The organism is Allomuricauda sp. d1, from assembly GCF_039592695.1.
Taxonomy (GTDB): domain Bacteria; phylum Bacteroidota; class Bacteroidia; order Flavobacteriales; family Flavobacteriaceae; genus Flagellimonas_A.
In genome coordinates, this window is the sequence record NZ_JBBUTK010000002.1 from 876,754 (window position 1) to 889,900 (window position 13,147).

Annotated in this window: 11 protein-coding genes and 1 tRNA gene; 8 read left to right on the top strand and 4 right to left on the bottom strand. The window is 42.6% G+C overall.

Features of this window, described 5'->3' with window-relative positions:
* The first annotated feature begins 69 nt into the window (after window positions 1–69).
* The 8 genes from AAAH86_RS11045 to AAAH86_RS11080 all read left to right on the top strand — a co-directional run bounded on the left by AAAH86_RS11045 (window position 70) and on the right by AAAH86_RS11080 (window position 8,644).
* The gene (locus tag AAAH86_RS11045; RefSeq protein ID WP_343487673.1) at window positions 70–1,275 is read left to right on the top strand and encodes an FtsW/RodA/SpoVE family cell cycle protein; all 1,206 of its coding nucleotides are present in this window, start codon (window positions 70–72) and stop codon (window positions 1,273–1,275) included.
* The gene (gene murG / locus AAAH86_RS11050) at window positions 1,262–2,383 is read left to right on the top strand and encodes an undecaprenyldiphospho-muramoylpentapeptide beta-N-acetylglucosaminyltransferase (RefSeq protein WP_343487674.1); all 1,122 of its coding nucleotides are present in this window, start codon (window positions 1,262–1,264) and stop codon (window positions 2,381–2,383) included. Before AAAH86_RS11045 ends, murG begins: the two co-directional genes overlap by 14 nt.
* Window positions 2,384–2,436: 53 nt before the next feature.
* Window positions 2,437–3,789, top strand: coding sequence for a UDP-N-acetylmuramate--L-alanine ligase (gene murC / locus AAAH86_RS11055; protein ID WP_343487675.1), 1,353 nt, complete (start codon window positions 2,437–2,439; stop codon window positions 3,787–3,789).
* A 1-nt stretch (window position 3,790) separates the two neighbouring features.
* On the top strand, window positions 3,791–4,498 hold the full coding sequence (locus AAAH86_RS11060; RefSeq protein WP_343487676.1) for a hypothetical protein: 708 nt from the start codon (window positions 3,791–3,793) through the stop codon (window positions 4,496–4,498).
* A 3-nt stretch (window positions 4,499–4,501) separates the two neighbouring features.
* The gene (ftsA, locus tag AAAH86_RS11065; protein WP_343487677.1) at window positions 4,502–5,830 is read left to right on the top strand and encodes a cell division protein FtsA; all 1,329 of its coding nucleotides are present in this window, start codon (window positions 4,502–4,504) and stop codon (window positions 5,828–5,830) included.
* A gap of 38 nt (window positions 5,831–5,868) precedes the next feature.
* Window positions 5,869–7,830, top strand: a complete 1,962-nt coding sequence (gene ftsZ, locus AAAH86_RS11070; RefSeq protein WP_343487678.1) for a cell division protein FtsZ — start codon at window positions 5,869–5,871, stop codon at window positions 7,828–7,830.
* Between the two features lie 240 nt (window positions 7,831–8,070).
* Window positions 8,071–8,523 carry a GatB/YqeY domain-containing protein gene (locus tag AAAH86_RS11075; protein ID WP_343487679.1) on the top strand — a complete coding sequence of 151 codons (453 nt, stop codon included), beginning with the start codon at window positions 8,071–8,073 and terminating at the stop codon, window positions 8,521–8,523.
* A gap of 47 nt (window positions 8,524–8,570) precedes the next feature.
* Window positions 8,571–8,644, top strand: a tRNA-Arg gene (locus AAAH86_RS11080).
* A gap of 250 nt (window positions 8,645–8,894) precedes the next feature.
* Here the strand turns inward: AAAH86_RS11080 and AAAH86_RS11085 are convergent.
* From AAAH86_RS11085 to AAAH86_RS11100, 4 genes are read right to left on the bottom strand one after another with little or no spacing between them, the layout of a single operon-like run.
* On the bottom strand, window positions 8,895–9,875 hold the full coding sequence (locus AAAH86_RS11085) for a YpdA family putative bacillithiol disulfide reductase (RefSeq protein ID WP_343487680.1): 981 nt from the start codon (window positions 9,873–9,875) through the stop codon (window positions 8,895–8,897).
* The gene (gene rpe, locus AAAH86_RS11090; RefSeq protein WP_343487681.1) at window positions 9,875–10,534 is read right to left on the bottom strand and encodes a ribulose-phosphate 3-epimerase; all 660 of its coding nucleotides are present in this window, start codon (window positions 10,532–10,534) and stop codon (window positions 9,875–9,877) included. Before rpe ends, AAAH86_RS11085 begins: the two co-directional genes overlap by 1 nt.
* A gap of 51 nt (window positions 10,535–10,585) precedes the next feature.
* Window positions 10,586–12,301, bottom strand: a complete 1,716-nt coding sequence (locus AAAH86_RS11095) for a serine hydrolase domain-containing protein (RefSeq protein ID WP_343487683.1) — start codon at window positions 12,299–12,301, stop codon at window positions 10,586–10,588.
* 22 nt (window positions 12,302–12,323) lie between these two features.
* The gene (locus tag AAAH86_RS11100; protein ID WP_343487684.1) at window positions 12,324–13,124 is read right to left on the bottom strand and encodes a type 1 glutamine amidotransferase domain-containing protein; all 801 of its coding nucleotides are present in this window, start codon (window positions 13,122–13,124) and stop codon (window positions 12,324–12,326) included.
* Window positions 13,125–13,147 lie beyond the last annotated feature (23 nt).

Sequence of the window (13,147 nt, forward strand, 5' to 3'; positions counted from 1 at the left end):
TAATAGGTTAACAGATTTTAGATTTTGACAAAAACGTCTGAAAATTATTAACCTCGATTATCGAGTAAAATGTTGACACTGCTTAAAAATTTGAAAGGAGATAAAGCCATTTGGGGCGTAGTGGCCCTGTTGGCTCTTTTCTCATTTTTGCCCGTGTACAGCGCCAGCACGAATTTAGTGTATGTCTTGGGCAAGGGTACCACGGCAGGGCATCTGTTCAAACACGGGCTATTGTTGTTTTTGGGCTTTGCCATTATCTATGCGGTACACCGCATACCGGCACACTATTTCAAAGGGTTGTCGATTATAGCGCTTCCCATAGTGCTGTTGTTGTTGGCCTATACATTGACCGTAGAGACCAATATTGGTGGGGTGCGAGCCAATCGCTGGATTCAGATTCCGTTTATCGGAGTGAATTTTCAGACCTCGACCTTGGCTTCGGTAGTGCTAATGGTATGGATTGCGAGATACTTGAGCAAAATCAAAGATACCGCCATCACTTTTAAAGAAAGTGTATTGCCGTTGTGGTTGCCGACTGCACTGGTCATTCTTTTGATATTGCCCGAAAATTTTTCCACTGCCACCATTCTCTCTTTTATGGTAATCGTGATGTGCTTTTTGGGAGGCTATCCCTTAAAATATTTGTTTTCCATTGTGGGGGTTGGTCTGGTGATGGCGGGCATGTTCTTGTTCGTATTGTTTAAAACCCCAGAGATATTACCGGGGCAACGGGCCATCACCTGGCGTTCACGGTTGGAAAGCTTTTGGAATCCTGATAGTGCCTCTGCAGACAGTACACATCAGCCCACACTGGCAAAGATTGCCATTGCAGAAGGCGGTATTGTGGGCAAGGGCGCAGGCAAAAGTGTGATGAAGAACATGCTCTCACAGAGCACATCAGATTTCATTTTTGCCATCATCATTGAAGAATATGGGTTGCTTGGCGGAGGGGCACTGGTGTTTTTTTACCTGTTGTTGCTCTTTCGGATTGTGGTTGTCGCCAATGCGGCTGAAAAAATATTTACAAAATTATTGATTATAGGGGTCGGTCTGCCCATCGTGTTTCAGGCCTTTATCAATATGGCGGTGGTGGTGCAGTTGTTTCCGGTGACGGGACAACCCTTGCCGCTCATCAGTATGGGGGGCACGTCAATTTGGATGACCTGTTTGGCGATAGGCATTGTGTTGAGCGCAAGCAAAAAGAATGAAACGGATGGAGCATCGCAAGAAGTGGATGAGACCCATCCCTTAGAAGTGTTGAGTGGGCAATTATAGGTTCATAATTTCTGGAGGAGGAACAGGCGGACATATTTATCCCGCCATAGCGATAGCGAACGAGTTGAAACGACGGCATCCAGATGCAGAATTTTTGTTCGTCGGAGCAAAGGATAAAATGGAAATGGAAAAAGTACCCCAAGCGGGTTACCGAATCGAGGGACTTTGGATCAGTGGATTGCAACGGAAGCTGACAACGAAAAACTTGATGTTTCCAATAAAATTGATAAACAGTTTGTACAAAGCAAACAACATAGTAAAAGAGTTTAAACCTGATGTGGCCATTGGCACAGGGGGGTTTGCCAGTGGGCCGCTGTTGCGAATGGCTTCAAAAAAAGGCGTACCCAGTGTGCTGCAAGAGCAAAATTCCTTTGCAGGGGTAACCAACAAATTGTTGGCCAATCGTGCCGAAAAAATCTGTGTGGCCTATGACGGCATGGAAAAATTTTTTCCAAAGGAGAAAATTGTGAAAACGGGCAATCCCATACGGGCTGATTTGGTAGATATCAAAGAGGACAAAACGGAAAGCGCCCAATTTTTTGGGTTGAGTGCGGAAAAGAAAATCCTGTTGGTCCTCGGTGGAAGCTTGGGCGCACGCAGGGTGAACCAATTGATTGAACAAAAACTAGGATACTTTAAAGATTTAGGGATTCAAGTACTATGGCAGTGCGGTAAGCTCTACTATGAAGAGTACAAAAAACATGATTCAGAGACCATCAAAGTGAAAGCGTTCATTGCAGAAATGGCAAAAGCGTATGCGGCAGCAGATTTTATTGTCTCCCGAGCAGGGGCGGGTTCGGTCTCGGAGCTGTGCTTGGTCGGTAAGCCCACGCTGTTCATTCCTTCGCCGAATGTGGCCGAGGACCATCAGACCAAAAATGCGATGGCTTTGATGGAAAAAGAGGCTGCATTGATGCTCAAAGAAAGTGAGCTGGAGCATCAATTTGAACCAGTTTTTGAGGGATTGATGGTTTCTGAGGAACAGCAGAAAAAGTTGTCAAAAAACATCAAAAAACTGGCCATGCCAAAAGCCACAGAACATATTGTGGATGAGATTGAGAAACTATTGAAAATTGATACTAAAAACAACACTTCTCCGTCATCCTGAGCGCAGTCGAAGGAAATGGTAGAGAACAAAACGATTGAATTTGATACTTGATTTTGAACTTGAAAAACATACATAACGTCTATTTTATTGGTATCGGTGGCATCGGCATGTCGGCCCTGGCGCGCTATTTCAAACATTTAGGGATGAATGTGGCAGGTTATGACAAAACCCAAACTCCCCTAACCGATGAACTTGCAGGGCTTGGTATTGCTGTTCATTTTGAAGATGATGTGAACCGTATTTCGAAGGCCTTTAAAAATTCTGAAGACACATTGGTGGTATACACCCCGGCGGTACCGCAGACCCACTCTGAATACCAATATTTCGAGTCCAACGGATTTCAGCTCCTCAAACGTTCTGAAATATTGGGGTTGATTACCAAAGACTCTTTTTGTTTTGCGGTGGCGGGTACCCATGGCAAAACCACAACGTCCTGTATTTTGGCACATTTGCTCAATGAGGTCGACGCTCCGATGACCGCTTTCTTGGGAGGAATTTCAGAGGATTTCAATAGCAACTTCTTGCTGAAGGGCACTGACTATTCGGTGGTAGAGGCAGACGAGTATGACCGTTCTTTTTTAAGGCTGAGCCCGAACATTGCCTGCATCACTTCTATGGATGCTGACCATCTCGATATTTATGGAAGCGGTACGGAGCTTAAAAAATCATTTGAAGAATTTGCGGGCAAGCTCAAGCAGGGCGGGAAACTTATCGTTCGAAACGGACTTCCCATCCAAGGAATTACCTACGGTATTGAGGATGATTCCGACTATTGTATCGAAAACATTAAGATTGAACATGGCACCTACATTGTGAATTTGAAAATCCCCTCTGAAGTTTTAGAGGGGGTCAAGTTCAACAAACCGGGCCGCCATAATCTATTGAATGCCTTGGCAGCATTCGCCATGGCAGCTGAAGCAGGTTTTTCTACATCAGACCTTGCAGTTGCGCTGGCCACATTTAAAGGGGTTCAACGCAGATTTTCATATCAAATAAAGGGCGATGACTTTGTTTTTATTGATGATTATGCCCATCATCCCAAAGAAATTGATGCGGTGCACCAAGCGGTGAATGAAATGCATCCCGATAGTAAGGTGCTTGTTGTTTTTCAGCCCCATCTCTTTTCAAGAACTAAGGATTTTGGCGATGAGTTTGCAAAAAGCTTGTCCAAGTTCGACGAGGTGTTGTTGCTGGAAATCTACCCTGCACGTGAAGAAGCCATTGCGGGGATCACCGCTTCGTGGTTGCTGCAAAAGATTGAAAATCCAAATAAAAAATTAATCCAAAAGAAAAATTTGGTACAAGAAATACAGAGTGCCAAAACCGATATTTTGATAACGATGGGCGCGGGCGACATTGGTCTTGAGGTGCCCAAAATAAAAAAAGCATTGGCCTATGCGAGTTAAAATGAAGTATATCAAATTTTCAGCTTTGCTTATGGCAATCGTCAGCCTTTATGGCTTCGCAGATTATCGAAGCAAGCAGAAAAACATCAATAACATTTCCATTAAATTTTTGGGAGACAGTGATTTATATCTTACCGAAGACTCGGTTAATAAATTGTTAATACAAAATCACGGCAGCGTAAAAAATAGGGCAAAAGAACAAGTAGTTTTGAATACCATAGAGACGATAATCGAATCGAATCCTATGGTAAAAAATGCCCAAGTCTACCTCACCGTTGATGGTGAGTTGATTTCTAAAATCGTTCAGCGAAAACCTATTGCAAGAGTAGCAGGTGTCACTAAATTTTATTTGGATGATACGGGCGAACGTATGCCATTGTCAAGGCACCATTCAGCACGTGTGCCTATTATCACGGGCAAGATTACGGGTAAGAGCCTTGAAGATGCCTACATCATTTTGGAATATATCAATAGGGATGATTTTTTGAGAAAAAATGTAATCGGCATTCACATTGAGGATGAAGATAAATACCAATTGAAATTTCGATTGGAAAATTTTGTGGTGAATTTGGGAGGCGTTGACAACCTTGATGAGAAGTTCAAGAATTTTAGGGCCTTTTATGTGAAGGCCAATAAAGACAACACACTCGAAAAATACGCAGTAGTGAGCTTAGAGTTTGATAATCAGGTAGTTTGCACTAAAATATAGCACATGAAACAGGGCAATTATTCAGTAGGATTAGACATTGGTACCACCAAAATCGTCGCCATTATTGGAAGGGAGAACGAATATGGCAAGATTGAAATCTTGGGTACGGGCCGTTCAAAAAGTCTTGGGGTACACCGTGGTGTGGTGAACAACATCACCCAGACAATTTCTTCCATTCAGCAGGCCGTAGAGCAGGCAGAAGTTGATGCGGGTTTAAAAATTGGCTCGGTGGTCGTGGGCATCGCTGGCCAACATATTAGAAGTCTACACCACAGTGATTACATCACAAGACCTGATTCTGAAGAAGTCATCAATGAAGACGACCTTGACAAACTCTGCAACCAGGTCTACAAATTGGTGATGCTTCCCGGTGAAGAAATCATTCATGTATTGCCGCAAGAATATAAAGTGGATGGGCAATCAGAAATCAAGCAGCCCATTGGCATGTATGGCGGGCGGTTGGAAGCCAATTTCCATGTCGTGGTCGGACAGGTTTCCTCCATCAAAAATATTGGCCGGTGCATCAAAAGTGCCGGACTTGACTTGGGCAACATTACGTTAGAGCCATTGGCGTCCGCAGAGGCGGTTTTGAGCCAAGAAGAAAAAGAAGCTGGTGTAGCTTTGATTGACATAGGGGGCGGTACCACCGATTTGGCCATTTTCAAGGATGGGATTATCCGCCATACGGCCGTCATTCCTTTTGGTGGTAATGTCATAACCGAAGATATTAAGGAAGGGTGCTCCATCATAGAAAAACAGGCCGAACTCTTGAAAATCAAATTTGGTTCCGCTTGGCCAGGTGAAAACAAGGACAACGAGATTGTATCCATCCCCGGATTGCGTGGAAGGGAGCCGAAAGAAATCACTTTGAAGAACCTTTCAAAGATCATTCATGCCCGGGTGGTCGAAATCATCGAACAGGTCTATGTCGAAATCAAGAACTACGGCCACGAAGACCAAAAGAAGAAGCTCATTGCAGGTATTGTATTGACTGGGGGCGGTAGCCAGTTGAAACACCTTAAGCAATTGGTTGAGTACATCACGGGCATGGACACCCGTATCGGATACCCGAATGAACATTTGGCGGGCGATTCAGATGAAGAAATTGCGAGTCCGTTGTATGCCACAGCTGTTGGTCTGTTGATGAATGCTTTAGAAAATGAGAATAAGATCAATGAAATAGGCCAAGAAGCAATTGAAAACGAAGAGATTTTGGTGGGGGAAGAAGCCAGTATGGGCGAAGCCCAGTCGAGAGTTGTACAAAAAGAACGAAAATCAATATTCGATAAATGGTCTGAGAAGTTGAAAGACTTTTTAGACAACGCAGAATAATAGTAAAAATATAATTTATAACCCGTAAGAAAACAATCATGAGTAAGAGCAACGAATTTGACAACATCGCTTTTGACCTGCCAAAGAACAAGAGCAACGTGATAAAAGTCATTGGCGTCGGCGGCGGTGGAAGCAATGCCATCAACCACATGTTTCAAGCAGGCATCAACGGCGTTGATTTTGTGATTTGCAATACTGATGCACAGGCATTACAGAACAGTTCAGTGCCCAACAAGATCCAGTTGGGTGTTTCATTGACCGAAGGTTTGGGAGCGGGGGCCAATCCTGAAGTGGGTGAACAAGCTGCTATGGAGAGCATGGAAGAAATCAAGACCATGTTCGAGAACAACACCAAAATGGTATTTATCACTGCTGGCATGGGTGGGGGTACGGGTACGGGCGCCGCCCCAATCATTGCCAAGTTGGCCCGTGAAATGGACATTCTTACCGTGGGTATCGTAACGATTCCTTTTCAGTTTGAAGGTGCCATGCGGAACAAACAAGCACAATTAGGCATTGAAAAATTAAGGAACAATGTCGATTCGCTTATCGTCATAAACAACAACAAGCTGCGCGAGGTGTATGGCAACCTTGGGTTTAAGGCTGGCTTTTCAAAGGCCGATGAAGTGCTGTCAACCGCTGCTCGCGGCATTGCCGAGGTAATTACCCATCACTATACGCAAAATATCGACCTGCGTGATGCCAAGACAGTTTTGTCCGATAGTGGTACTGCCATTATGGGCTCTGCGATGGCTACGGGATCAAACAGGGCCAATGAGGCCATTACAAAGGCTTTAGATTCTCCCTTGCTGAACGACAACAAGATTACAGGTGCCAAGAACGTTCTGTTGTTGATTGTTTCTGGATCACAAGAAATCACCATTGATGAAATCGGCGAGATCAACGACCATATTCAAATTGAGGCCGGTCACGGGGCCAATATCATCATGGGTGTTGGCGAAGATGAAGATTTGGGTGAGGCCATTGCCGTTACGGTAATTGCAACTGGCTTTAATGTAGACCAACAAAATGATATTGTCAATACCGAGACCAAGAAAATCATCCACACGCTTGAAGATGATCAAAGGGCTGAACAAGAACTATCAACCGATGGTTCATCAGCTGCACCAGTCGATGAACCGGTCATTAAGCATACGTTATCGGAAGATGAAGATGAAGATGAGCCTGAGGCCACCCACGAAACAATCCAAGAAGTACGAGAGCCTGAAAGTGATTTGATTCCCACTACCTCTTATATAAGAAATTTTAATGTGTTTTATGAAGAAGTAGTTGCTGAGAATGTTGAAGATGATTTTATCATTATTGAAGCCAAGAACATCATTAATGATATAGAAGTCATTGACCCCGAAGTAGTTGCACCTGAAGCTGTTGAGGAAGACCAATTTGCATTGGCATTTGACATGCCTCTAAGCCAAGAAAATGCTGAGGAGGAAGAAAAAGAGCATACCATTACGTTTGATTTGGATGCAGAAGTGAAGAATGTGAACGTCAATGAGTACATTGAAGTAAACCCGGTATTGGATTATCAAAAAGAGGGAGAGACCCGTTACAACCTTCAAGAGTATATGGAACTGGAGACCAAGCTGACCGGAGCAACCTCATTGGCCGAAACCCACGAGCCCAAGTTAAAAGACGATGAGCTGGTCTTTGAAAAAAAGGTTGTGGAAACAAAGGCCTCTACAGGCGGTGAACAAAATGCTTCTGGGCATGTAGATCCCATGAACAGTTCTATTGAAGATTTGTTGAAAGAAAGGGCAGATGAAAGACGAAAAAAGTTGAAAAACTTCAATTATAAGTTCAAGAATGGCAGTAACAGTATTGATGACCTTGAAAAACAGCCTGCCTACAAAAGGAGGGAGGTAGATTTGAACGACCCACCAAAAGAGCAAAAAGTATCTAGAACTACCTTGGGAGAAGATAGCAATGACGAGATGCAATTGCGCTCGAACAATTCATTTTTACATGATAATGTTGATTAGTAGTGTTTAGTTTGTTTCCATTTTAAATGGATGTTTAGACCCGGAAGTCCGACAGACTTTCGGGTTTATTTTTAGTAAGAGACTGTTTTGAAATTTGATGATCGAACAACCTTGGCACTTTGTAGGGGTCGCTATTTTGTATATAAAATTTATAAATTGATTTGCGGTACTTAATTACGACTTTCAATCAGCTTTCATAAAAATTCTTTATTATCTTCGCAGCCCTAAATAACAGGTAAAATGGCTTTGCAAGAAAAGGTGATGAATGACATGAAAGTGGCAATGAAAGCCAAAGATACGGTAGCCTTAGAATCGTTGCGTGCCATCAAATCTGCCATATTGCTTGCCAAGACCGATAAAGGTGCAGGTGCAGAACTGACCGAAGAAGAAGAAATCAAGTTGGTACAGAAATTGGTCAAGCAGCGTAAAGACAGCGCCGCTGTGTATCAAGAGCAGGGCAGAAATGATTTAGCAGAGCCTGAATTGGCGCAAGTTGCTGTGATAGAACGATTTTTGCCTGAGCAGCTTACCGAGGAAGAAATTGAAAAGGTTGTGGTGCAGACCATTGATTCCATAGGAGCATCAGGCATGCAAGATATGGGTAAGGTCATGGGGATGGTATCCAAAGAATTGGCTGGGCAAGCTGATGGGAAGACGATTTCGACTATCGTGAAGGCTAAGCTTTCGAAGTAAAAATTAGAAAAAATTAAAAAGATTCCGTCGCTTTGTGCTCGGAATTTGGCCACGTAGCTCAGCTGAATAGAGCACTGGATTTCGGCTCCAGCGGTCGGGGGTTTGAATCCCTCCGTGGTCACGAATAAATCAACAAAAAGTTGAAAACGAAGCAAGCTAGAAAACATAGCTTGCTTTTGTTTTATAGTAGGTGAGTTTTCTTTTGTTGATTTTCAAGGTGGAGCTTTGAGGGAAGGGCGGAGCCAATCCTTCAAGAAAACATTTTCAACTTTGAATTTGCAAGCGGGCTTTTTGGTTTTCAAAGCAGCCTTCCGCATTTAGTGGAGGACTTTAAAGGAGGGGAAGGGCCAATCCTCACAGATAAAAGTAGATTAATTGGAAACTTGCTCTTCTTTTTTCTTTTGTATGGAGCTGATGATTATCGGCGCATGAACCCTTGAATTTTCTATAAACCATTTATGGGTTTCCATACCGCCACAGATGACCCCAGCAAGATATAATCCCTCGACATTGGTCTCCATAGTATTGGGATTGTAGTTGGGCAATCGCTTTTCATCTTTAGATAGCTCGATGCCCAAACTTTCGAGAAATTCAAAATTGGGCATATACCCAGTGAGGGCCAGCACAAAATCATTTTTCAAAGTGATGTCACCGTCTGGAGTGTCAACAACGATTTCGGTTTCCTTGATTTCTTTGACCTTAGCGTTGTAATAGGCTTTGATGCTTCCCTCTTCGATACGGTTGATAATATCGGGCCGTACCCAATATTTGACCCGTTGCCCCACTTCTGGCCCACGAATGATCAGAGTGACTTCAGACCCTTTTCGCCAGCATTCCAATGCTGCATCAATGGCAGAATTACTGGCGCCGATGACCGCCAATTTTTGACTTGCGTAAAAGTGGGGGTCTTTATAATAGTGGGAAACCTTGGGCAAATCTTCACCAGGCACATTGATTTTGTTCGGAAGGTCATAAAAACCAGTGGCCACAATAATATTGTCAGCCAAGTAGGTGTCTTTGTCCGTTTTTACAGAAAAACCAGTTGATTTTGTGACCTCGATGACTTTTTCGAATAGATGGATGTTGAGATTGTTCGAGGTGACAATTCTACGATAATATTCAAGGGCCTCGTTACGTTTGGGTTTGGCCTCTTTGCTGATAAAGGGAATCTCATCTATTTCTAGTTTTTCAGAAGATGAGAAAAACTGCATATTGATGGGGTAGTTGAACAGTGAATTGACTATCGGACCCTTTTCAATAATTAGATATGACTGTTCTTTCTTTTTGGCTTCCAGTCCACAGGCAATGCCAATGGGGCCTCCACCTATAATGATAACATCAAATTGCTTCATCAGACAATGGCTTCCTTTAAATCTTTGATGGTTTGGGTAGGATGTGCACTTTTGAACACAAAACTACCAGCGACCAATACATCCGCTCCTGCATCCATCAGTCTTTTGGCATTATCAGCATTGACACCCCCATCAATTTCAATCAAGGTCTTTGTATTTTTTTGCTCGACGATTTCTTTCAATGCCGATACTTTATTATAGGTGTTTTCTATGAATGATTGACCTCCAAAACCCGGATTGACACTCATCATACAAACTAAATCGATATCTTGAATGGTGTCTTTCAATAAGTCAACAGATGTATGTGGGTTCAGTGCAACTCCCGCAGACATTCCCTCACTTTTGATGGCCTGTAAGGTACGGTGCAAATGGGTGCAGGCTTCATAATGCACAGTCAGCGTATTGGCCCCCAAATCAGAGAATGTTTGAATATATCGGTCAGGGTCAACAATCATCAAGTGAACGTCCAACGGTTTTTGGGCATGTTGTGCAATGGCTTTGACGACGGGCATTCCAAAAGAAATGTTGGGTACAAAAATGCCATCCATAATATCCAAATGAAACCAATCGGCTTTACTTTGGTTCACCATTTCAATGTCTCTCTGAAGATTGGCAAAGTCAGCTGCCAATAAAGAAGGGGCTATCAAACGTTCGCTCATGAACTACTTGTGTTTTGTTGAGCAAAAGTAGCAAAATGGTTTTTGAACTTTTTACGAATCAGCTTTTGGTTTAATTTTAATAAACTCCAAATTCTGCAGTCCGTCAGTATTGATTTTAAAACCAGTGATGGTGCCGTTGATATCTCTTTGGTAAACCACACTTGCCAATGACCAAACATTGCTTCTAAACGTATCTTGGATAACAGGTGATAATTCAATAATACGACCTGTAGGGCTTTGTGCGTAAAGAATACCTTCTTTGATGTTGAACCGATAAACACAAGCCAGGTTTGGTTCGTAAAAATCCCCTGTGAACTCTTGTAATTGCCTCTCAGAATATTCAGTAGGCACATATTTTACATATTTACTTGGGCTACTGCCGCCAGAGATGGCTTCATAGGTTTGTTGTCCATTCTCTTCACTAAAGTTGAAATAGATTTTGTCGTCGCTTTCGACTTGTAGCTGAAATTTGTTTTTATCCAACGGAATTAAAGGCAGTCCTTGCTCTTGACCTACTCTTGCATAGAACAGACTGTCGTTGGAGACATAGATTCTTCGTGCCAATCCTCGTTTTGCATTCCAGTAATGGCCTTCAATCTTTTTGTAGTAATCAAGTGTTGGTTTTCTTGTCTTTGATTTCGGAATTTCAACCACATTGGGTTCGGGATATTTATCCTCGATATAATGATTGGCATGCATCATGGCAGGATAGCCGTTGTAGCTATCATTGTTGCCCAAGACAAAAGAGATGAGTCGTTGTTCAGGAAATCGGAATACATTGGCTCCGTACCCACCGACCAGACCATATTGCCAATAGGCTGGCTCACCACGTTCTTTGTGAAAGAAAGACCGTCCCAGTGTCATTCTCCCCCAAGCTGAATCATAAGTATTGCCATTGTCGAGGGTTACGGGAGTATCCAATTTTTGAATCAGTTCGGTAAGCTCGTCGCTGGGTTTAGCCATAAAATTTGCGTACCATTTTAATAAATCTTCTGCTGAAGTGTAGAGGTTCGTAGGGCCAGCATGGCCTTGATTCAATACCTTTCTTTTAAAACCGTTTTCAGGAGTGTGATAAGAATGCGCTTTTTCACTTATAATTTGTTGGTAATCTTCACAAAACAGACTGTGCTTCATCTGTAATGGTCCAAAGATGTTCTTTTGTGCAAATTCATCGAGAGATTGACTGGACACTTTTTTTACAATTTCGGCCAAAAGGGTCAATTCTGTTTTTGATGTGATGTATGAGAAATCAGTGCCTGGTGTAAAATTGGGCTCTTTTTGATTGTAAATAAGACGAAGTGCATCTTCATGGGTAAAGACATGATCCTCGCGAATTCCCAATAAACCTTTGACCACCTCGTAATCGTTTAACCCGCTGGAATGGTTCACCAAATGTGATATCAAAAGAGGCTTTTTGAAGTCAGGTAGCTCAGCGACATATTTGCTCACAGGATCTTGTAGCGAGAGTTTCCCTTGTTTCTCCAATAATAGAACCGCCAAAACTGTGAACTGCCTTGATAAATGATCAACTTGAAATTTGGTCTGGGTAGTATTTGGATGCCCATTTTCTATATCGGCCAGACCGTAAGCCATCGTATATCGAATGTCATCCCCATAGATGAGTCCCGCAGCCATCCCTGGCTTTTCATTGGTATTCCATTCACTGAAAATGCTGTCAATTTGTTGTTGGCCTTTTGGTGTTACTTGTGTATATGCCAAACAATACAAAAGAAAAGATAGAACGAGTGGAAACACATTTTTTGTCATACTATTGATTTTATACTTTTTCTTATTCGATTTTTAAGGCTTTCACAACTTCTTCTGCTACTGAAGCCGCAGCAGTTGGATCTTGCCCAGTTATCAACCGACCGTCGACCACAAAGAAATTGTCCCAACCCTCTTCCGAGTATCTAAAATTTCCACCACGTTCTTTGATGGTTTCTTCTATAGAAAACGGAAATTCTTGATAGTAACGAGCATCTTTATTCTCAAATAGATCAGGGAAGCCATTGACCTCTTTATCGCTGTAAAGAAATTCGCCGTCATGGGTTTTGAGATTTACAATACCTGCTGTGCCATGACAAATGGCGGAAACCACACCGTTTTGCTCGTTGTAGATTTTCATGGCTATTTCTTGAATGGATTCATCTTCAGGAACCCCGAACATGGCCGCCCCACCGCCTCCATAATAAACCGCTTGATATTGTTGGGGATTTATTTCATCAGGCTTCATGGTGGTTTTCAGTTTTTTCATGAATCCAAAATCATAGAGGTATCGCTTTTCAATAGGGTCGGAAGTATTTAGATATCCGATAGGGATGGCGCCACCTCGTGGACTCACAAAATCTACCTCAAATCCTGATTTTTTGAATACATCGTAGGCTAGAACAATCTCAGCAAAATGATTGGCCGTATTGATATCGGAATCACCATAGGTATGCTGGTTTGAAACGATGAACAGCACACGCGGAGACCCTTGTTCAACAATTTCTTTGTCAACACTTTTATTTTTACCGTCTGTCTCTTTAGAGCTTATTTCTGCGCAACTTATAGCAAGGGTGAGCAGGATTACTGAAAATAGCTGTTTCATTGCCAATTTTTTTGGCAATTTTT

Excerpts from the sequence above, each read along its gene's own strand:
- AAAH86_RS11045 (WP_343487673.1), top strand. The coding sequence starts at position 70 with ATGTTGACACTGCTTAAAAATTTGAAAGGAGATAAAGCCATTTGGGGC.
- AAAH86_RS11060 (WP_343487676.1), top strand. The coding sequence starts at position 3,791 with ATGAAGTATATCAAATTTTCAGCTTTGCTTATGGCAATCGTCAGCCTT.
- ftsA (WP_343487677.1), top strand. The coding sequence starts at position 4,502 with ATGAAACAGGGCAATTATTCAGTAGGATTAGACATTGGTACCACCAAA.
- ftsZ (WP_343487678.1), top strand. The coding sequence starts at position 5,869 with ATGAGTAAGAGCAACGAATTTGACAACATCGCTTTTGACCTGCCAAAG.
- AAAH86_RS11075 (WP_343487679.1), top strand. The coding sequence starts at position 8,071 with ATGGCTTTGCAAGAAAAGGTGATGAATGACATGAAAGTGGCAATGAAA.
- AAAH86_RS11085 (WP_343487680.1), bottom strand. The coding sequence starts at position 9,875 with ATGAAGCAATTTGATGTTATCATTATAGGTGGAGGCCCCATTGGCATT.
- rpe (WP_343487681.1), bottom strand. The coding sequence starts at position 10,534 with ATGAGCGAACGTTTGATAGCCCCTTCTTTATTGGCAGCTGACTTTGCC.
- AAAH86_RS11095 (WP_343487683.1), bottom strand. The coding sequence starts at position 12,301 with ATGACAAAAAATGTGTTTCCACTCGTTCTATCTTTTCTTTTGTATTGT.
- AAAH86_RS11100 (WP_343487684.1), bottom strand. The coding sequence starts at position 13,124 with ATGAAACAGCTATTTTCAGTAATCCTGCTCACCCTTGCTATAAGTTGC.